Genomic DNA, 19,836 nt, shown 5'->3' with positions numbered 1-19,836 from the left:
GGGGTCACCTACCCCCGGGAGGGCATGCCATGGACGGTCGGCCGAGCACGCTGGCGGTGTTCACCCAGTGGACCGAGGAGCGGTACGGGCCGCACCCGGCGCTCCGCTTCCGCGCACCGGACGGCACCTGGCGAACCCGCAGCCACGCCCAACTCGCCGCGGCCGTACGGGAGACCGGGCGCGCCCTCCTCGGCCTGGGCGTCGGGGCCGGCGAGCGGGTGGCGGTCCTCGCCGAGACCCGGCCCGAGTGGACGTACACCCACCTCGGCATCCTCGCGGCGGGCGCGGTCCTGGTGCCCGTGTACCCGACGGCGGGGGAGGAGGAGCTGGCCTGGGTGCTGTCCGACTCCGAGGCGGTGACCGCCGTCTGCGAGGACGCCGCCCAGGCCGCCCGGGTGGAGGCGCTGCGGCCGGTACTGCCCGCGCTGCGGGCGGTCGTACGCATGGACGAGGAGGTCCCGGCCACGGCACCGCAGGCCGAACTCGCCGCTCGGGCCGCCTCGGTCACCCCCGACGCGGACGCCGCGATCGTCTACACCTCGGGCACTACGGGCCCGCCCAAGGGCTGCCGGCTCACGCACGGCAACCTCGGGGCCGTCCAGGACGCCACCCTCCCGCTGCTCCCGGGCGGGCCCGGCTCCTCGACGTACCTGTACCTGCCGCTGGCGCACCTGCTGGCGCAGCTGATCCAGTTCACCACCCTGCTGGAGGGCGGCGAGCTGTGCTACTTCGGGGGCCGGGTGGAGGACGTCGTCGCCGAGCTGGCCCAGGCGCGGCCGACGCATCTGCCGTCGGTGCCCCGGCTGTTCGAGAAGGTGCACGCGATGGTGCTCGGGCTGGCGGAGGGGCGCGAGGGCGGCCGGGAGCGCTTCGAGGAGGCGGTCCGGCTGGGCGTCCTGGCGGCGGACGGCACCCTGCCGGAGGAACTGCGTCCGGCGTGGGAGGCGGCCGAGGAGTCCCTCTACGCCCCCGTCCGGGCGGCCTTCGGGGGCCGGCTCACCTGGGCCCTGACCGGCGGCGCCCCGATCGCCCCCGCCACCCTCGACTTCCTGCGCGCCTGCGGGATCCGGGTGTTCGAGGGCTACGGGATGACCGAGTCCGCCGGGGTGATCAGCCTCAACCACCCGGACGCCGTCCGGTACGGCACGGTGGGCCGGCCGGTGGCGGGCTGCGAGGTGCGGATCGCCCCGGACGGGGAGGTGCTCGCCCGGGGCCCGATGGTCTTCCCCGGCTACCACGCCAACCCCGGCGCCACCGCCGAGGCCCTCGACGCGGACGGCTGGCTGCACACCGGTGACCTGGGCGCCCTGGACGGCGACGGCTTCCTGACCATCACCGGCCGCAAGAAGGAGCTGATCATCACCTCGGCCGGCAAGAACATCACCCCGATCGAGGTGGAGTTCGCCGTGCGGGCCGCCTCCCGCTTCGTCTCCCGCGCCGTCCTGATCGGCGACCGGCGCCCCCACCCGGTGGCCCTGATCACCCTGGACACCGAGGAGGTCACCGCCTGGGCGGCCCGCGAAGCCCTCGACCTCGGCCCGGTCCCGGCCGCCCACCCGGCGGTCCGGGAGCTGGTGGCCGCGGCCGTCGCCGCCGCCAACGCCACCGTCTCCCGCCCGGCCCGCATCCGCGCCTTCCGCGTCCTGGACGAGGAGCTCTCGGTCGGCGCCGGCACCCTCACCCCGACCCTCAAACCCCGCCGCGCCGAGGTGGCCCGGCGCTACGCCGCCGAGATCGAGGAGCTGTACGCCGCCCGGTAGGCGCCGGCCGGGACCTTGGCGGCAGGGCTTACGACAGGGCGAGCCGGAGCCGGTCCAGGCCCTCGGTGATCTCCCGCGGGGTGTGCGTGGTGAAGGACAGCCGCAGCGTGCGCGGGTCCGGGGTGCCCGTGAAGAAGGGGGCGCCGGGGACGTACGCCACGTCGTGCCCGACCGCGGACTTCAGCAGGGCCCCCGCGTCCCGGCCCTCGGGGAGGCGCGCCCACACGAACATGCCGCCCTCGGGGCGGTTCCACTCCGAGCCCGCCGGGAGCGCCCCGCCGAGTCCCGCCAGGAGGGCGTCGCGCCGGGCCCGGTAGGCGTCCCGGACCCGGGCGACGTGGGCGTCGAGGTCGTGGGCGCCGAGGTAGTGGGCGGCGGCCAGCTGGTCCACCGTCGAGGTGTGCAGGTCCGCCGCCTGCTTGGCGACCACCGCCGCGCGGCGCAGGGCGGCGGGCGCGCGCAGCCAGCCCAGGCGCAGCCCCGGGGCCATGACCTTGGAGAAGCTGCCGAGCAGGGCGGTGCGGTCCTCGGCGCCCGGGTGGGCGGCGATCCAGGGCTCGTGGGCGCCCTCGTAGCGGAGCTCGCCGTACGGGTCGTCCTCCACCAGCCACAGCCCGAGCCGGGCCGCGATCCGGGCCACCTCCGCCCGGCGGTCCCCGGGCAGGGTGCGCCCGGTCGGGTTCTGGAAGGTGGGGATGGTGTAGAGCAGCTTCGGCCGCTCCCGGGCGGTGATCTCGGCGAGGGCGTCGGGGAGCAGGCCCTGCCCGTCGCAGGGCACCGGTATGACCCGGGCCCCGGCCAGGCCGAAGCACTGCAGGGCCGCCAGGTAGGTGGGGTTCTCGACGAGCACCGTGTCGCCGGGCTCCAGGAGGGTGGCGGCGAGGAGGGTCAGCCCCTGCTGGGAGCCGGTGGTGACCAGCACGTCCTGCGCCGAGGTGGGCAGGCCCCGGGCGGCGGCCCGGGCGGCGACGGCCGCGCGCAGTTCGGGGGCGCCCTCGGTGGTGGAGTACTGGAGGGCCCGGGCGGCTCCGGCGCCGGTCAGGACGGTGTCGTACGCCGCCCTCAGGCCCTCGGTGTCGAAGAGTTCGGGCGCGGGCAGGCCCCCGGCGAAGGAGATCACCCCGGGGCGTTCGGTGAGCGCGAGGATCTCGCGCACGGGCGAACCGCCCACGGCGGCCGCGCGGGCGGCGAAGCCGGGCGGAGCGGCGGCGGGCAGGGCGTCGGGCGTGACGGCGGCAGCGGTGCTCGGGCGCATGGGGGCGGCTCCTTCGGTGGCGGGTGGCGGCAGCCTAACGCCGAAAGGTGCAGCGCACACCTACCATTCCGGAGGGTGAACAGCGGTAGCACTCTCCACAACTGACGTGGCATCAGATAAACCGGTGCCATGACGAGAGACGAGCGGGAACGAGAGGACACCCGGGCCGGGGACTACGCGGAGCTCGCGGCCGTCGGCCCGTACGGGGTCCGCCCCGGCCACGCCCTGATCACCATGGTGGAACCGCACCCGGGCCACGAGTACGCGTACAACCGCTGGTACGAGGACGACCACTACTACGCCGGCGCCATGGCCATGCCCTGGATGTACGCCGGCCGCCGCTGGGTGGCCACCCGCGAGCTCCAGGAGCTGCGGTACCCCGAGAAGTCGGCCGTCGCCCAGCCCGTCACCGCCGGCTGCTACCTCTCGACGTACTGGGTGACCGAGGGCCGCTATGACGAGCACATGAAGTGGACCGTCGGCATCAACAAGCGGCTGAACCGCGACGGGCGCGTCTACCAGGACCGCACCCACGTCTTCACGGCCTTCCAGGACCACGAGGCCACCGTCTACCGCGACGGCGCCGCCGGCCCCCGGGACTACCACGCCCTCGACCACCCGTACGCCGGGCTCGTCCTCCAGGTCGTCGACACCGACGGGCCCGGACGGCGGGAGGAGCTGCGGGAGTGGCTGCGTTCCCGGGCCCTGCCGCGGCGGCTGCACGGCTCACCCGCGGCGATGGTCACGCTCTTCCGGCCGACACCGCTGCCCGGCGACCGGATGACCTACGTCAAGCAGGTCGAGGGGATCGGAACCCGGCTCACGCTGTTGTGGTTCCTGGAGGCCGACCCGCGCACCTGCTGGGACCGCTTCCGGGGGCTGGACGCGGAGGTCGCGGAGTCGGGGCTGGGCCGGGTCGAGCTGGTGGCGCCGTTCGTCCCGACCGTGCCGGGGACCGACCGGTACGTCGACCAGCTGCGCTGAGGCGGCCGACGGGGGCCGGGGCGGGGAGGTGCCGGGCACGGCCAGCCCCCTCGGCCAGGACGGCGGGCCGGTCGAGAGGGCTCCGTACGGGGTGTTCGGTGTGGGGGGTGGAGACGTTCAGGCGAGGCGCCCGGGTCCGTCGCCGACCACACCGGTGACGAAGGAGGTCCAGGAACCCGGCGCGAAGGTGAGGGACGGACCGTCCTGAACCTTCGAGTCGCGGACGGCGACGGCGTGGCTGACGGGCGACTTGACCTCGACGCAGGCGCCGTTTCCGCCGGAGTAGGAGGACTTGGTCCAGTTTTCCGTACCGCCCTGACGAATAGCCATGTTTCTTCTCCGGTTCAGCGAGTAGTTCCGGTTGCGTGCCGGCCGGGGATTTCCCCGGCCGACGTGATCGACGCTACCGGCAGCTCTCGATGGCCGAAGGAGGCATTCACTCGACCGGGTGGCATATTCCATTCAGGCCTTCTGTGGCCGGGGACCGACGGTGTACCGTGCTGGCCCCCCTCACCACTTCCGTCCGCTTCCTCCCGCTCTGCGCAGTTCGCGTTCAGTTCGCCTTGGCCGCGTATTGCTCGATGATCTCGGAGATGAACTGCCTGGTCTGGTCGACGTTGAGGGCCTGGGCCCGCAGGTGCTCGTACATCACGCTGTATTTCTGAACGTCGTTGGCCTTCTCCAGGTACAAATCGCTCGTGACGCCCTCGATGTAGACGACCGTCGAGTCCGAGGCGTCCGGGAATTCCAGAATCGCGTACTGGCCGTTCACCCCCGGATGGGCGCCCATCGTGAAGGGCATCACCTGCACCGTGATGTACGGCTGCTGGGACTGCTCTATCAAGTACTCCAGCTGCCGGACCATCAACTGCGGATCCCCCACGTGCCGGCGCAGCGCCGCCTCGTCGATCACCGCCCACAGGCGCAGCGGCCCCACGTCCGGATTGTTGTTCTCCGTCTCGGACAACCGTTTCTGGCGGTGCATGCGCACCTGGACGCGCTTCTCCACATCGGCGGGGGCCGTCTCCGGCAGCGCGCCGCGGATCAGTGCCTGGGCGTACTCGGGCGTCTGGAGCAGGCCCGGGACCATCTGCGGCTCGTAGGTGCGCAGGCTGGCCGCGTCCGTCTCCAGGCCGATGTACACGCTGTACGGGATGTCCCCGAAGGCGTGCCACCAGCCCTGCTGGCGGGAGTCCTTCGCCATCTGCATGAGGGAGTCCACCAGGCGGGGGTCCTCGACCTCGTAGACCTCGCACAGGTCGCGGACGTCGCGCTGGCTGATGGAGCGGCGGCCGTTCTCCAGACGGCTGATCTTGGACTGGGAGACGAGGAGGCGCTCGGCGACCTGCTCGGCCGTCATGCCCTTGTCCTCGCGGAGCTTGCGCAACTCCATGCCCAGTCGGCGGCGTCGGACGGTGGGATTGACATTGGACGCCACGTGAACGGCACCTCCGCCTTCTTCTGTCGCTGTCTCGCTGAGTGTCTGGTGTTCAGCAGACTGCCACCGAAGGGTGCGACGGCGCTGGGGAACGAGGGAAAGCGGCACGCGGGGTGGCGAAGCCGTCTCGTCGGCCTCGCCACCCCGCGCGGGCGGCTCCGGGACCGGGTCTTGGGGGACCTCCGGCCGCGGTGTCGGTGGATCGGTGGATCGGTGAACCGGTGGATCTGAGCCCCGCTGGGGGATCAAGGGGTGTCGCGGGTGGTTCGGGTGGTGCGGGTCGTTCCGTCATGCGGTGATGCGGTCGTACGGGTCGTACGGGTGGTGCGGGTGGTGCGGGTGGTGCGGTCGTACGGGTGCCGCCGGTGGCCGTGCTCAGTGCGCGGCCACGCGGGCCATCGCACCTGTCCGGCGCGGCTGCAGCGGAACACCGCCGGTCGCCGTGGCCCGGACGGCCGGCTGCGGCTGCGCCTGCGGCTGCACGGCGCGGTCACGGCGCGGCTGTGCGGCCACACCGTTCTGGACGTCCATCACGGCGTGCGCGACGAGACCGCCCATCGGGTCGTGCCGGATCAGGTCCCGCAGCCGGGACCTGGACGACCGCCCCTCGTTGCCGGGGTACAGGTGCTTGCCGAGTCCGACCGCGTGGGCCAGTGCGGCGAGCGCCGCGGTCCGCGGGTCCGGCGGTACGCCGGTGCGGATCGCACTGTCGAGCCGGGCACGGATCTCCCGGCTGATCGCCGTGTCGGTCGCCTGGTAGCGAGTCGTCGGCAGCACCCCGCACATCTGTCCCGCGACGGCATGGACCATGCCGCAGCGCTCCAGGTGCGCGAGGTAAATCTGGCGGAGCCCCAGCCGGGGTCCGCCGATCCAGTGGACGGCCCGTACCGGGCTGCCGCGCCTGCGCAGCAGTTCCAGTGCGGAGTCCAGAGTCGGATCTCCTGTCGGCCGTGGCATCACCACGGCGATACGATCCCCGTCAGGGGCTATCCGTCCTGCCAGAGCCAGCTCCACTAGCTGTGCCCCGGCCAGGCCGAGGTCGAGCGACTGCGGCTGCGCCGTGGTACCCGTGGCCGGGTCCAAAGCGAGCAGCAGAAGCTCCTCCGGAATTGTTCTGCGGCTCCTGCCCATCCATGCCTCCCCGCGTGGATGAGTGACAGGGTGACGCCTCTCACATTCATCTGTCGAGAGCGCCTGGACGCTTTGGGCGGGAACCAGTAGCTATGTCGTTCTCGTCTAGCGGTTGGGCGATGCCCCCTAGACGGGACACTGTTAGACGGTTCGGACAGTGACCGGACAGCGATCGAGGAGGAACGGTGGCGGGCGAGTCCCCCGACAAGTCGGTAGATGAAGGAGCGTCCGGGGAGCAGGACCCGAGGCTGTCGGTCTTCCAGCCGCGAGACCCGCTGAAGCGTCCGGCCGCGGCGGCCCGGGTCGCCGGGACCGGGCCGGACGGACAGGCGCAGGACGCGGGCGCGGAGACCGAAGCCGCCGCCCCCTCGCGGCCGTCCCCGGGACGGGTGGACCCGAAGACCCCGGTGGCGGGCGTGGTTCGCCAGGCCCCGTCCCGTGAGCCGGATTCCGGTCAGGCGGACGCGGACGCGGACGCGGATGACGCCGATGCCGACGCGGGCGCTGACGCGGGCTCGGATCCCGGGGAGCCGGCGGACGAGTCCCGTTCCGAGTCCGTGAAGCCGCGTTCCGCTTCGGCTTCCGCTTCGGCTCCGGCGGAGGCCGGTCCGCGTGCCGAGAAGCCGTCGGGCGAAGCCGGTTCCGGGTCCGCCGAGCCGGCCGGCGCGGAGGCGGAGAAGCCGTCCCGGGACCCGCGTACGGCCGCCGCCGACAGCGAGCGCACCGCCGTCTTCCGTACCGTGAAGCCGGGTTCCGCTTCGGCGGACGCCGAGAAGGACGCGAAGCCGGCCGGGAAGCCGTCCGGGGACGTCCGTACCACCGCGTTCGGTGTCGTGAAGCCGGACGCCGACGCGACGGGCGCCGCGGACGGCAAGGACGCCGACGCCGAGCGCACGGCCGTGTTCCGTGCGGTGAAGCCGGGTTCCGCTTCGGCGGACGCCGAGAAGGAGGCGAAGCCGGCCGGGAAGTCGTCCGGGGACGTGCGCACCACCGCGTTCGGTGTCGTGAAGCCGGACGCCGACGCGAAGGGCGCCGCGGACGGCAAGGACGCCGACGCCGAGCGCACGGCCGTGTTCCGTGCGGTGAAGCCGGGTTCCGCTTCGGCGGGCGCCGAGAAGGAGGCGAAGCCGGCCGGGAAGCCGTCCGGGGACGTCCGTACTACCGCGTTCGGTGTCGTGAAGCCGGACGCCGACGCGAAGGGCGCCGAGAAGGACGCGAAGTCCGGCGCGGGGTCGGCGGACGCCGAGAAGGAGGCGAAGCCGGCCGGGAGGCCGTCCGGGGACGTCCGTACCACCGCGTTCGGGGTGGTGAAGCCGAACGCCGACGCGAAGGACGCCGAGGACGGCAAGGAGGCCGACAGCGAGCGCACCGCCGTCTTCCGCGCGGTCAAGCCCGGCTCGGCCCCCGCCGATGCCGAGAAGCCGGCCACGCCCCCCGAGGACTCCGACAGCGAGCGCACCGCCGTCTTCCGCGCCGTGAAGCCCGGCTCGGCCCCCGCCGACGCCGAGAAGCCGGCGACCGGCAAGCCCGCTGACAAGCCCACGGACAAGCCCGCCGGGAAGCCGTCCGGGGACGCCCGTACCACCGCGTTCGGTGTCGTGAAGCCGGACGCCGGCGGCAAGGGCGCCGAGAAGCCCGCCACGCCCCCGGCCGCGCCCGGAAAGCCCTCCCAGGACCCCGGCTCCGCGAAGCCCGGCTCCGCGAAGCCCGCCGCGGCGAAGCCCGGCACCGAGAGCGACCGCCGTGTCAGCACCTTCGTACCGCTGCGCGGCGAGGGCGAGTCCGGTCCCGCCGGGAAGCCCGCGGCCGGGCCCACCCCGCCGCCCCCGCCGCGCCTGGACCCGAGCGAGCGGACCACCCAGCAGCCGCTGCCCCCCAGGCCGCCGCTCGACATGCTGGCGGACCTCACCAACAACCCGCCCCCGCCGCCCACCCCGATGCGGAACGTCATCCGGCGGGTCAAGATCTACGCGCCGATCGTGCTGCTCCTGGCCATCGTGATCGCCGTCGTGCAGCTGGTGCGCCCGCTGCCCGCGCCGAAGCTCAAGCTGACCGCGAAGGCCACGTACACCTTCCCCGGCGGGGCGCCCAGCCTGCCCTGGCCCACCGAGGGACAGGCCTCCATGGCCGCCGCGGGCCTCGGCACGATCGGCAGCTCCGGGGAGCAGAAGCCGGTGCCGATCGCCAGCGTCACGAAGTCGATGACGGCGTACATCATCATGCGCGACCACCCCTTCAAGAAGGGGGAGAAGGGCGCGATGATCGACGTCGACAAGACCGCCGAGGTCGAGGGCCAGAAGGACAAGTCGGACAACGAGTCCACCCTCAACACGGTCAGGGAGGGCAACAAGATCTCGGAGTACGACGCGATCGCCGCCCTGATGATCCCGTCGGCCAACAACATCGCCCGGCTGCTCGCGCGCTGGGATTCCGGTTCCCAGGAGGCGTTCGTCAAGAAGATGAACGACACCGCCAAGGAACTCGGCATGACCAACACCACCTACACCGACCCCTCGGGCCTGGACGCCACCACGGTCAGCACCGCCGAGGACCAGGTGAAGCTCGGACTGAAGATCGTCGAGATCCCGGCGCTGGTCGACATCACCCGCATGCCCAGCTGGACCGACCAGACGGGCAAGACCTGGCCCAACTGGAACCGCCTGGTCCCGTTCCACGACTCCCTCGGCATCAAGACCGGTACGACGACCAAGGCCGGCGGAAATCTCCTCTTCGCGGCCCAGAAGAAGGTCGGCGACACCAACCAGCTGCTCGTCGGCGCGGTCCTCGGCCAGCACAAGCCGCCGATCATCGACAGCGTCATCGCCGCGAGCCGGTCGCTCCTGATCGCCACCCAGAAGGAGGTCCAGGGCGCGCCCGTCGTGAAGAAGGGCCAGGTCGTGGGCTACGTGGACGACGGGCTCGGCGGTCACACGCCGGTCGTCGCCACCGCCGACGTCCAGGCGGTCGGCTGGTCCTCGCTGACCGTGGACATCAAGCTCGGCGACGGCGGCACCGCCATTCCGGAGTCGGCGAAGGCCGGGACCCAGGTCGGCGTGCTGACCGTCGGCGACGGCGCCAGCCAGGTCAAGGTGCCGGTCGCGCTCCAGCGCGCTCTGGACACCCCGGGCTTCGGCAGCAAGCTGACCCGGATCGGCTGATCCGGCGGGCGCGGCGCCCCGGGCGGACCCGGGGCGCCGCGCCGTGTCCGGGGAGCCGTGTCGGGAGGGAGCGTCGTTCGTGACCACAGCCGAGCAGCAGCAGGGGCCGTCGGGCCGGGCGGACCAGCCCCGCCCGGGGGCCGTCGTACCCGCAGCCGTGCCCGCAGCCGCAGCCGCAGCCGTGCCCGCAGCTGCGCCCGCGCCCGCCGCCGCGTCCATGGCCTCCCGCGCCCTCGGCCGGGCGCACCGGCACCCCGTCCTCCTGGCCACCATCACGGCGGCGGTCCTGCACGTGGTCTGGTTCTTCTGCTTCGCCAACAGCGGCGGGGACCTGGCCGCGCAGGACGCCTGGGCGGAGTTCGTCGGCCGGCACCCCGACACGGCGTACAACCTCGCCTGGTACGGGGGGATGCACCCGGTCTCGTACAGCGTCGTGTCCCCGTACGTGATGCACGTGCTCGGCGTCCGGACCACGATGATGATCGCCGGCACCGCCTCGGCCGGGCTCCTCGCACTGATCCTCACCCGCTGCCGAGGCGCCGTCCGGCGCCCGCTGTGGCCGGCCCTGGCCGGGGTCTACGGGCTGCTGTGCAACGCGCTCTCCGGCCGGGTCACCTTCGGCCTCGGCACGCTCTTCGCGCTCGGCGCCGTCGCCGCCGTCTTCTGCTGGCCCCGCAAGTGGGCCGAGCGGCGCTGGGCGAAGGCGGCCGTCGCCGCGCCGCTGGCGGGGCTGGCCACCGCCGCCAGCCCGGTGGCGGGGCTCTTCCTCGGGGTGGTCGCGGCCGCCCTGTTCCTGAGCCGGCGGCGCCCGGGCGCGTACGCCCTCGGGCTGGCCCCGGTGGCGGTCGTGGGGCTCTCGGCCTGGCTGTTCCCCTTCTCGGGGACGCAGCCGATGAAGATCGGCTCGGCCGCGCTGCCCTTCGTCCTCGGGCTGGCCGTCGCCCTCCTCGTGCCCAAGGCGTGGAGGACGGTCCGGGCGGCCGCCGCCGTCTACGCCCTCGGGGTGTTCCTGACCTGGGCGGTCGACTCCCAGGTCGGCTCGAACGTCACCCGGCTGGTCATGCTCTTCGGGGGAGCGGTGCTGCTCGCCGCCCTGCCGTACACGGCCCGGCGCACCCGGCACCGGTACGCGGTGCTGCTGGCCTTCGCGGTGCTCACCGCCTGGATCACCACCAACAGCGTCACCGACATCGTCCGCACCACCCCGGTGGCCGCCTGGAACCGTGAGCTGGCTCCGCTGGTCGACCAGCTCCGGAAGGCGGGCGCCGACCGCGGCCGGGTCGAGGTGGTCCCCGCCAGCAGCCACCGGGAGTCCTCCGCCTTCCCCTCGTACGTGAACCTCGCGCGCGGCTGGAACCGGCAGGCCGACCTGGAGCGCAACCCGCTCTTCTACGACGACACCCTCACCGCCGAGAGCTACCGGGCCTGGCTGGACCGCTGGGCCGTGCACTACGTGGTGCTGCCCGCCGACCGGCCCGACTCGGGCGGGGAGGCCGAGGCGGCGCTCGTGCGCGGGGGCCTGCCGTACCTGAGCCAGGTGTGGGCCGACCAGAACTGGCGGCTGCTGCGGGTGGACGCCCCCACGGACCTGGTGTCGGGCCCCGCGAAGACGGTCCGGGCGGGCGCGGACCAGCTGGTGGTCGAGGTCTCGGCGCCGGGCCGGGTGCTGGTGCGGATCCCGCACTCGCCGTGGCTGGGGCTGGTGGACGGCACGGGCCGGGCGGTGGAGCCCCCGCGGGAGACGCCCGGATCGAGGACGGCGGCCGTGAAGGCGTACGAGAACCCGTCCGGGTGCCTCTTCAAGGCGGCCCCGGACGCCGCCGGGGACGTATGGACGGAGCTCCTGGCCCCGGCGCCGGGCGAGTACCGGGTCTCGGCGAAGTACCAGCTCCCGCGCGGCACGCCCTGCCCGGCGGAACTGATCCACCGCACCCCGGGCACCCCGCCCGGGCCGTGACCCGGTGCGCGCGGCGGAATCTTTGCCCACCGGTCCGGGTGCATCCGTCCGTATATGTGCATACGATCCCAGTAGTCCGACTGGGTGCTTCCCGAGGGAGTTGACGACGGGATGAGCAAAGAGCAGAAGCGGGACGTCCGCACGGCGGTCGCGAAGGCGACGGAAGGACTCCAGCCACCGCGGGCCCAGGGCCACGGCTTCGAGGGCCCGGTCCGCAGCAAGGTGAAGGGCGGGGCACACACCAAGGCGGACCTCAAGCGCGCCGGCACCCCGCAGGGTGACCGCATCGGCGAACGCAGCAGAGGCCTCAGCTGACGTACCCCCGCCACCCCGACCAGGACGCAACCCGCCCTCCCGGTCCCCGGGAGGGCTTTCCACGCTCGCGCGCCACCGAAAAAACTTCAATGCACGAGCGCTTCCGGAATGTCCTCGGAGTAAACCTCGAACTCGAGCCTGGCTACGGGGTGAATGGCGAGCTGCGCCCCATGCTCTTCGGTTTCATGTGTGAACACCTTTTGGGGGATGCGCCGCACCGGCCGATTCCGCCGGGCTGAAGGGTGCGGAGGCCGCCGCTCGCGCCCTGGGAGCCGTGAAAGACAATGGGGCGGTGATTCGCACCGAGTACTACGTCCAAGACGCCTTCGGAGTGCCGGACTTCGCCGGGCCCGCCGAGCTGAGCGTCCTGGGACAGTGGGTGACGGCCGACATCCAGCTCTCACCGCTGTCCGTCCTGGAGGCGATTGACCTGGTGACCGAGGCCAAGGGCAACGCGGTCTTCGCGCCGGAGGACCTGGACGGGAACGCGCACACCGTCACCATCAGCCGACAGGGCGTGAGGGTGGAGAACCACTTCGTCGAGCACGTCCAGGGTGACTACACCCTGGACGAGGCGTTCCGGGTACTCGTCGACTTCTGGGACTATTGCTGCCTGGCGAATCCCCCAAAGGCCGCCGCGCGCCGCCGCGAATATGCCGAGGAACACGGCCGCGACCCGCTGACCGGAGTCCGCGAAGAACCGGGGTCATAACGCCCTGGACCAAGCCACCCGCGCCGCTTGGCAGCGCGTCCGGGTTTTGGTGGGGTTTAAAGGTGGCATTTGAAGGTGTAAAGAATCGTCCTCGTTATCACTGGTATCGGGGATGGCGTGGCGGTCCTCCGACCGGTATCCCCGGGGCCCCGCTGCCGTCGGGAAGCCGAGCCCTTGCGCGGCCTACGTTCCCAGTAGGGGGTCGGTCGACCTGCGGGCAGGAAACCGGTGGTGGTCCGGGAGGCCGTGGGCGGATAGTGGCCGCATGCCTCACCGTTCTGCGTACGTGTGCCTCTCGTGCCGGGTTTCCTTCAAGCACTCTGAGCACCGGACGTACCACTGCAGCACACACCAGCGGCCTGAAGGTGCTGGACGGGCGAGGCGGTCGCCGCGAGTGTGGCGGCAAGGTGCAGGTCAAAGGTTGAATACCCCATGGGCTTGATCTCCGCATGTGGCGGAACCTCGGTCAAGCGGGATTCGTGTACACGCATGTCGTCCAGGACACGCAGCGCGAGGTGATCATGCACATGGACCAGGCGTTGATGTCAGCCGTAGATGTCGAAGACCCCCAGCCGTGATCGGCTGAGGGTCTTCGCCCTTGTGCCCCCGGCAGGATTCGAACCTGCGACACCCGCTTTAGGAGAGCGGTGCTCTATCCCCTGAGCTACGAAGGCGGGGTGGAAAAACGTGTAGGAAATCGGGGTGTACCCCGCGTTGCCAGACACGTCGTCCCGGGATCTTGCGCGGTGCGCAGTCAGGGGTGCGCACCCGCGCCAGTGTAGCGGGTGGGGGCCGTAGGTTGCTGTCGGATTAGGAGGATGTGATCTTGCGGCTGCCCGGTGAGGCCCGGGGCCCGGGGCGAGCTCTGCCGGTGGGGCCGCGCTCCTCGGCTCCGGCTCCCCTCGGCCGACTACCGGGCAAGTCGCGATGCCAACCGCCAGCTGATCGCGAACGCCCTCAACGGCACGGTCTGGCCGGACGCGCTGACCGTGGTCGATCTGAGGGGCGCGCTCTCAAACGCGCCCTCACGTCGGATTAGGTGTCCACGCGGTAGACGATCTTCCCGTCGAACTCCGCGAACCCCAACGACTTGTAGAAGGCACGCGCGTCCGGGTTGTTGCGGTCCGTCATCCACTCGACCCGGCTGCATCCGGGACGTGCTGAGGCCAGGGCGCGGAGCTCGTCCATGAGGCGGGCGCCGACGCCCTGGCGGCGGAGGGTGCCGCGGACATAGAGCTCCTTCAGGAAGAGAGAGTGGGAGGAACCAGCCGCCGGCCAGAGGAACGAGTAGGCGGCGAGACCGACAAGATCACCCGCCTCGTCCTCGACCAAGAGAGCGGAAGCCAATGGCGGGGAGCCGAAGAGCGCCTCCTCCACCTGGGAGAGGCGCTCCTCGAACGGCTGGATCTCGGTCGATCCGTAGAACCGTTCGATCTCCTCGATCAGATCGGCCACTGCCGCGGTGTCGCGCCTTTCGGCGGGGCGGATCGTCACGGTCATCGACATCTCCTGTGGCTTTTCCATAGGTTCCCTCGTTCGTTTCCATGCGTGATCCTGGTGTGCGGCACGGCTCGTGGCTACGGGAGCGTCAGTGCCTGAGGAGCCCAGCCGTGCCGGCGCAGCGAGCCCTGAACATGCCGGATGAGGTACTCCAGATCCGCGCAGTAGACGGAGGGGTTCCGGTAGCCGCGGTCGGTGCTGAAGCGGTGCGGTAGATAGCCCCCACCGCACACCTCCACCAGAGGACAGCTCTGGCACTGATCGGCGAGCGCGGTCTTCCCGTTCTGCCGGTGCAGGAGCTTCGGATGGTGAAGGACCTCATCGAAGGACTGGCTGAAGACGTCGCGCCCCAGCCAGGAGGCGCCTTCCTCGACGGACCGCAGGGTGTCAACGCCCTCGATCGTGCCGTCCGACTCGATCACGATGCTCGTCGGCGGGGCCAGGCCGAGGGACTCCACCGAGCCGCGCACCCCGGAGCTCAGCGCCACGATGTCCTCCAGCATCCGCACGCTGTGCCGCTGCTCCGGCCGGGCGAGCCAGGCGTCGTAGACGCGGCTCATCCACAACCCGTACTCGGGCACACTCGGGTCGACGCGGTGCGGCGGCTCGTCGTGAGTTCCGTGCGGCAGGCCGAAGTCGATCACAGGCGGCTCGAACGACGCCAGGTAGTCATGGACCTCGACCGGGTCGTTGGCCAGGTCGACGACGGCGAGCAGCCCCGCGAACAGGTGCGGCCGGGACCGCAGGAGTTCGATGCCTCGTACAGCCGAGGCGGCGCTCGATCGAGAGGAGATCGTCAGCCTATGCCGGTCATTGGCGGTCGGCGGTCCGTCGAGGCTGACGCCCACGACGACCGCGTACCGCTCGAAGAGGTCCAGCCAGCGCTCCGTGAGGAGCGTCCCGTTGGTCTGAAGTTCGAAACGGGCCGCCACACCGGTCGGAATACCCTCCTGTACGGCGCCGAGCAGGTCTGCCATGTGCCGGGGGCCGGTGAGCAACGGCTCACCGCCGTGCAGTACGACGTGCACGCTCCGCAGGCCGTGAACCGCCGCGTGCTCACCGATTCGCAGCCCAGCCGCTCGGGCCACGGCCGCACTCATTCGAGCAGGCAGGTGCCGCCACGCCTGGTCAACGGAGTTGAAGACGTAGCAGTAGTCGCAGTCGATGTTGCAGCGATTGGCAACCTTGAGGATGAACGACCGAAAGTGGGCGACGTCCGCGAGTGGTGTCATCGAGCGGAACGACTCAAAGAGGCCAGGTCCAGATCAGCGAAGCCTGGTGACTACCCTCGCCGGTGTGGTTCGAGGCCGTTTGCTCGGCCGCCAGTCGCTGCCGTACGCGGACGGCGACACGGTCCAGGACGGCCAAACCGTTGATGGACTCCGCGCCGACGGGCGCCGGGGCCTGCGGTGCGGGAACGGGCGTACGTGACGGCATTCGACGCTCCTCGGGGCAGTGCAACGGTGGTCGAGGCGGCAGACCAGCCCGCAAGGTAGCAGTACCGCCACCCTCGCCGGCATATCGAATCCGGCCACGTGCCCGGCTACTCGGTCCGCGACGCGAGAAGCCGCTCGATGAGATCTGCTGCCCCGCCCGCGCCCAACCGCCGGTACACGTCGAGCGCTTCACGCAACGCCCCTGCCCCCCGCGCCAACTCGCCGGCCGTCCAGTCGCAACGGCCGATCCCCTCCAGGGCACGTGCCTCCTCAAGCGGGCAGCGGATGTCCCGGGCCAGCCCCAGCGCCTGCTCGAAGGGGCCGCGGGCGGCGGCCCCGTCACCGGAGGAGTGCAGCAGCGTCCCCCAGTGGTTCAGGACCTCCGCCTCACCGCACCGGTCACCGAGCTCTCGGAGGATGTCCAGACTCCGCCGGAACGACTCGACGGCACCGTCCCGCTCGCCGGCAACCCCGCGCGCCGCACCCAGCTCGCCCAGAGCGGCGGCTTCGCCACCACGGCTGCCGAGATCGCGGTATGAGCCCAGGGCTTCATTCAACAGCAGGATCGCCTCCGTGACGTTCCCGTCCAAGCGGTCCAGTACCCCGAGGTGGCGAACGCTGTTCGTGCGGCCGAACCGTTCGCCGAGCTCGGTGAAGTACTCCAGCGCCCGGGTGTGGGCCTCCCGCGCTCCGACGGGATCGCCGGTCAGGCGCCGGACGACTCCGAGCTCGTTGAGGGCGTACGCCTGGTGGGCACGGTCGTCGAGCTCCAGGTAGATGTCGAATGCCTCATGGTGACGCTGCGCGGCCAGCTCGTACTCGCCCAGGAGGCAGTGCACGACGCCGAGGTCCCGCAGCGAGTTGGCCTCCCCGTACCGGTCGCCCAGCTCACGGTAGATCGACAACGCTTCGGTCTGCGCCGCCACCGCTGTGTCGAACAGGCTGGTCTGCCGGCGCACCATGCCGAGGTCCGCGAGCGCGTTGGCCTGGCCGAGACGGTCGCCGATTTCCCGATAGAGCGCGAGGGCCTCGGTCTGCGCCTGGGCAGAGGCGTCGTTGTCCGCGGTCATGTACCAGACGATGCCCACCTGGTTCAGAGCGTCAGCCTTGCCTCGCTTTTCACCGACCGCCTCGTACTCCGTCACCGCTTCGTTCAGTGCCTCGATGGCCTCCCGGTAGGCCGCCATGAAGCGCCGGACGACTCCGAGCTCGGCCAGCGCGTTGGCCAGCGCCCGCCGGTCGCCGGTGTGCCGAGCCGCCTCGGCGGCGGTCCGATGGAGGCCAACGGCTTGGTCCCAGGGCCCTGCCTGCCGCAGGAAGGGCGCCATCGCCGCAGCCATGTGGATCACCAGCTCGTGCAGCGCGAGATCGTTCGCCCTTCGGATGCAGGCCAGAACGTTGGCCCGCTCGTCCTCCAGCCAACCGAGAGCCGCCGTACGTGAATCGATGGGAGGGGTCTCGACTTGGGCGGCGTCATCTGGGGGATTCGGTGTGGAGGCGCCGCTGCGGGCGATGTGTCTGTTCGCGACGGCGAGGGCGGCCAGGTAGTACGAGCACACGCGCTGAACCGCATCAACAGGGGTCATGCTGCCTCCCTCGTCGGCGAGACCGCGGGCATAGTCGCGTAGGAGGTCGTGTAGCCGGAACCGGCTTCCCGGGTGTTCCTCGATCAGATGGGCGTCGTAGAGCGTGTCGAGTGCCTCGCGTGCCGCCGCCACCGAGACCGAGCCGAGCGCGGCCCCGCAGAAGGCATCGAGTTCGGTTCCAGGGTAGAGGCCGAGACACCGGAAGAAGTGCTGCCGCTCAGGGGAAAGGTCCTGGTAGGAGAGACTGAACGTCGCGGCGACCGCGCGCTCCCCAGCTCGGAGCTCTCCCAGCCGGTCCCCGGCGGCGACCAGACGCGCACGGAGATCCTCGGCACTCCACGACGGGTGATGACGCAGCCGCGCGGCGAGCAACGACACCCCGAGCGGCAGGTACCCGCACAGCTTCACCAACTGCTCGAGGACGGAGCGGTCGAGCGACTCCGCCGACCGCCCGCTGAGGCGTACGAACAGGTCGACCGCATGCTCCGCCGGCAACGCCTCCACTGGCAGGACCACCTCCTCGTACGCAGCCAGCCGCTTCCGGCTCGTCACCAGTACGAGACAGTCGCTTCCGCCGGGCAGCAGGGGCTCCAACTGGCGATAGCTCGCCACGTTGTCGAGGATGAGCAGTGCCTTCTTGTTCGCGAGCTGGCTCCGCCACATGGCCGCCCTCGCCTCGGTGACCGCACCCAAGTCGTCGCCGGCAGGGATCCGCTGCGCTGGTACTCCGGTCGCCGCCAGCAACGATGCGAGCGCTTCCGTGGCCTGTACGGGGGGCCTCCCTGCCGTGTGCCCGTTGAGATTCACGAAGAGCTGGCCGTCCGGGAAACGCTCCGACAGCACATGCCCCGCGTGTACGGCGAACGTCGTCTTCCCGACCCCCGGCATTCCGTCGATCACATGCACAGGCAGCGCCTCGCCGGTCTCCTGCGAGTTGCTTACGGACCGCACCAGCGCCTCGAGCTCGGCGGTCCGGTCGGTGAACGCGGTGGTGTCGCGCGGCAAGGACCGCAACACGAGGGCAGCACCCGGAGGCACCGCCCCTTCCTCTGGCTGGGGCGTCGGCGCAGCGCTGCGTTCCGGCGCCCCCGACTCCGACAGCGCGGCAAGCAGCACCGCCAGCCCGACCATGGCTCCGCCCAGCACGGCGAACGAGAACCAGCCATGCTGCTGTAACCACCCCAGCCACCCGGGCCACTGCGACTCGGACACCGCGTTGGTGACGAGCCCCACGAGCATGGTCGTAACGGCTCCGCCGGCGGCCACGACGGCGACGGAAATCCCCCGCCGGAGCCTCATACGTGCGTCGTCTTGATGGAGCAGGGATCGGTCCGTGGCCAGCCGCCTGTGGCGCGGCACAGCTTCCCAGCTGTAGCTCTGGTCACGAACGCAACCCCCGAATCCGACGCCTTCTCGCCCACAAGCGGACCAGCTCCCACGGACCCTGGTCAAGGTCAGCTCCCCGCCACTTGCAGGCTCGTATCAGCCAACCTGCGTGTGGCTTCTGCGCCGGCCGCACCGACGCCCCTTTCGTGGAGCCAGCCGGTCGTCCCGGTTGCGCTGCCCGTCAGTACCTGAGGGCGGCCGCCACCGGGAGGTGGTCGCTCGCGGTGGGCGGCAGGGTCCAGGCGCGCAGCGGGGTCAGTCCGCCGCGCAGCAGGATCTGGTCGATCCGGGCGACCGGGAAGCGGGCCGGCCAGCTGAAGCCGAAGCCGGCGCCGGCTTGCTCCTGGGCGGCGGTGAAGCCCCGCGTCACCGGGGCCAGCGCCCCGTCGTCGGTGGTGGCGTTGAAGTCGCCGACCAGCAGGGTCCGCCCGGCCGGGGCCTCCCGCAACCGGGCGGCGAGGTTGCGGGCGGCTTCGTCGCGGTGGCCCGTGGCGAAGCCGCCGGTGCCCAGCCGGACGGAGGGCAGGTGGGCCACGTACACCGTGACGGGCCCCTTCGGGGTCTCGGCGGTGGCGCGCAGCAGCTGCCGCCAGGGCACGATCGGAGTGCCGCCCGTGTCGCGCAGCGGGAAGGTGCTCCACAGCCCGACCGTGCCCTGGACCACGTGGTACGGGTGACTCGCGGCCAGTTCCCGCTCGTACGCGTCCAGCGCGGGCCGGGTCAGCTCCTCCAGGGCGATCAGCTGCGCCCCCGAGGCGGCGACGGCCCGGGCGGTGCCCGCCGGGTCGGGGTTGGCGTCGTCCACGTTGTGGGTGACGACGGTGAGGTCGGCCGGGCCGCCCCGCGAGCCGTCGGCCAGGGCCGGCCCGTACAGCCAGCCCCAGACCAGGGCGGGCAGCAGTACGGCGGCCGTCGCGTGCCGGGAACGGCGCAGCAGGGCGGCGGCCGCGAGGACGGGCACCGCGAGGCCGGTCCACGGCAGGAAGGTCTGTCCGAGACTGCGCGGGTTGCCGCTCGCCGGGCTGCCGGGCAGCCAGGGGTGCAGCAGCATCAGCAGGGCGGTGAGTACGGCGAGGGCCGCGACCACGCCCCCGCGGGGAGGGCGGGGCCGGGCAGCGGCCCCTCGGCGGCGGGGCGTCACGTACGGGGTCATGCCCCTGGTGACGCGTCCGGCGGGCCGGAGGTTCTGCCGAGGCGCCCCAGGGCCCCGCGGCCGGG

At 71.9% G+C, this 19,836-nt stretch carries 15 protein-coding genes and 1 tRNA gene; 6 read left to right on the top strand and 10 right to left on the bottom strand.

Going from position 1 to position 19,836, the window contains the following annotated elements:
* The first annotated feature begins 29 nt into the window (after window positions 1–29).
* Window positions 30–1,760, top strand: a complete 1,731-nt coding sequence (locus tag ACZ51S_RS22695; protein ID WP_468961812.1) for an AMP-dependent synthetase/ligase — start codon at window positions 30–32, stop codon at window positions 1,758–1,760.
* A 28-nt stretch (window positions 1,761–1,788) separates the two neighbouring features.
* Here the strand turns inward: ACZ51S_RS22695 and ACZ51S_RS22690 are convergent, their stop codons facing one another.
* On the bottom strand, window positions 1,789–3,015 hold the full coding sequence (locus ACZ51S_RS22690) for an aminotransferase-like domain-containing protein (protein ID WP_468479777.1): 1,227 nt from the start codon (window positions 3,013–3,015) through the stop codon (window positions 1,789–1,791).
* A 129-nt stretch (window positions 3,016–3,144) separates the two neighbouring features.
* Between ACZ51S_RS22690 and ACZ51S_RS22685 the strand changes: the two genes are divergently transcribed.
* The gene (locus tag ACZ51S_RS22685; protein ID WP_468479776.1) at window positions 3,145–3,999 is read left to right on the top strand and encodes a hypothetical protein; all 855 of its coding nucleotides are present in this window, start codon (window positions 3,145–3,147) and stop codon (window positions 3,997–3,999) included.
* A 117-nt stretch (window positions 4,000–4,116) separates the two neighbouring features.
* Here ACZ51S_RS22685 and ACZ51S_RS22680 read toward each other — a convergent pair whose 3' ends face one another.
* From ACZ51S_RS22680 to ACZ51S_RS22670, 3 genes are all read right to left on the bottom strand, one after another.
* Window positions 4,117–4,329 carry a DUF397 domain-containing protein gene (locus ACZ51S_RS22680; protein WP_388939408.1) on the bottom strand — a complete coding sequence of 71 codons (213 nt, stop codon included), beginning with the start codon at window positions 4,327–4,329 and terminating at the stop codon, window positions 4,117–4,119.
* Window positions 4,330–4,552: 223 nt separating this feature from the next.
* The gene (locus ACZ51S_RS22675; protein WP_388939406.1) at window positions 4,553–5,437 is read right to left on the bottom strand and encodes a helix-turn-helix domain-containing protein; all 885 of its coding nucleotides are present in this window, start codon (window positions 5,435–5,437) and stop codon (window positions 4,553–4,555) included.
* A gap of 375 nt (window positions 5,438–5,812) precedes the next feature.
* On the bottom strand, window positions 5,813–6,568 hold the full coding sequence (locus ACZ51S_RS22670; RefSeq protein WP_468803827.1) for a GOLPH3/VPS74 family protein: 756 nt from the start codon (window positions 6,566–6,568) through the stop codon (window positions 5,813–5,815).
* A 185-nt stretch (window positions 6,569–6,753) separates the two neighbouring features.
* Here ACZ51S_RS22670 and ACZ51S_RS22665 point away from each other — a divergent pair, with 185 nt between their 5' ends.
* The 4 genes from ACZ51S_RS22665 (at window position 6,754) to ACZ51S_RS22650 (ending at window position 12,710) form a co-directional block, all read left to right on the top strand.
* Window positions 6,754–9,726 carry a D-alanyl-D-alanine carboxypeptidase gene (locus ACZ51S_RS22665; RefSeq protein WP_468803826.1) on the top strand — a complete coding sequence of 991 codons (2,973 nt, stop codon included), beginning with the start codon at window positions 6,754–6,756 and terminating at the stop codon, window positions 9,724–9,726.
* A gap of 79 nt (window positions 9,727–9,805) precedes the next feature.
* Window positions 9,806–11,683, top strand: a complete 1,878-nt coding sequence (locus tag ACZ51S_RS22660) for an MFS transporter (protein ID WP_468803541.1) — start codon at window positions 9,806–9,808, stop codon at window positions 11,681–11,683.
* Window positions 11,684–11,794: 111 nt separating this feature from the next.
* A complete protein-coding gene (locus ACZ51S_RS22655; protein ID WP_388939400.1) occupies window positions 11,795–11,998 on the top strand; it encodes a hypothetical protein in 204 nt (67 codons plus the stop codon).
* A gap of 292 nt (window positions 11,999–12,290) precedes the next feature.
* Window positions 12,291–12,710 (top strand): hypothetical protein, encoded by a 420-nt coding sequence (locus ACZ51S_RS22650; RefSeq protein WP_468886325.1) that lies wholly within the window; start codon window positions 12,291–12,293, stop codon window positions 12,708–12,710.
* A 601-nt stretch (window positions 12,711–13,311) separates the two neighbouring features.
* On the opposite strand, the gene ACZ51S_RS22645 is transcribed toward ACZ51S_RS22650, so the two are convergent.
* The 6 genes from ACZ51S_RS22645 to ACZ51S_RS22620 all read right to left on the bottom strand — a co-directional run bounded on the left by ACZ51S_RS22645 (window position 13,312) and on the right by ACZ51S_RS22620 (window position 19,771).
* Window positions 13,312–13,384, bottom strand: a tRNA-Arg gene (locus ACZ51S_RS22645).
* Window positions 13,385–13,745: 361 nt separating this feature from the next.
* Window positions 13,746–14,210, bottom strand: a complete 465-nt coding sequence (haaN, locus tag ACZ51S_RS22640) for a cyclophane-containing RiPP N-acetyltransferase HaaN (RefSeq protein WP_468803544.1) — start codon at window positions 14,208–14,210, stop codon at window positions 13,746–13,748.
* Between the two features lie 77 nt (window positions 14,211–14,287).
* Window positions 14,288–15,442 (bottom strand): FxsB family cyclophane-forming radical SAM/SPASM peptide maturase, encoded by a 1,155-nt coding sequence (locus ACZ51S_RS22635; protein WP_468803546.1) that lies wholly within the window; start codon window positions 15,440–15,442, stop codon window positions 14,288–14,290.
* Between the two features lie 13 nt (window positions 15,443–15,455).
* On the bottom strand, window positions 15,456–15,647 hold the full coding sequence (haaA, locus tag ACZ51S_RS22630; protein WP_468803548.1) for a HaaA family cyclophane-containing RiPP peptide: 192 nt from the start codon (window positions 15,645–15,647) through the stop codon (window positions 15,456–15,458).
* 106 nt (window positions 15,648–15,753) lie between these two features.
* Window positions 15,754–18,531, bottom strand: coding sequence for a cyclophane-containing RiPP biosynthesis TPR protein HaaT (gene haaT / locus ACZ51S_RS22625; protein WP_468803550.1), 2,778 nt, complete (start codon window positions 18,529–18,531; stop codon window positions 15,754–15,756).
* 268 nt (window positions 18,532–18,799) lie between these two features.
* The gene (locus tag ACZ51S_RS22620) at window positions 18,800–19,771 is read right to left on the bottom strand and encodes an endonuclease/exonuclease/phosphatase family protein (RefSeq protein WP_468961809.1); all 972 of its coding nucleotides are present in this window, start codon (window positions 19,769–19,771) and stop codon (window positions 18,800–18,802) included.
* Between the last annotated feature and the right edge of the window lie 65 nt (window positions 19,772–19,836).

It is taken from the genome of Streptomyces sp. NPDC034043, from assembly GCF_055575675.1.
Note: the sequence above shows the minus strand (reverse complement) of the source record. Positions and strands in the feature narration are given on the sequence as shown.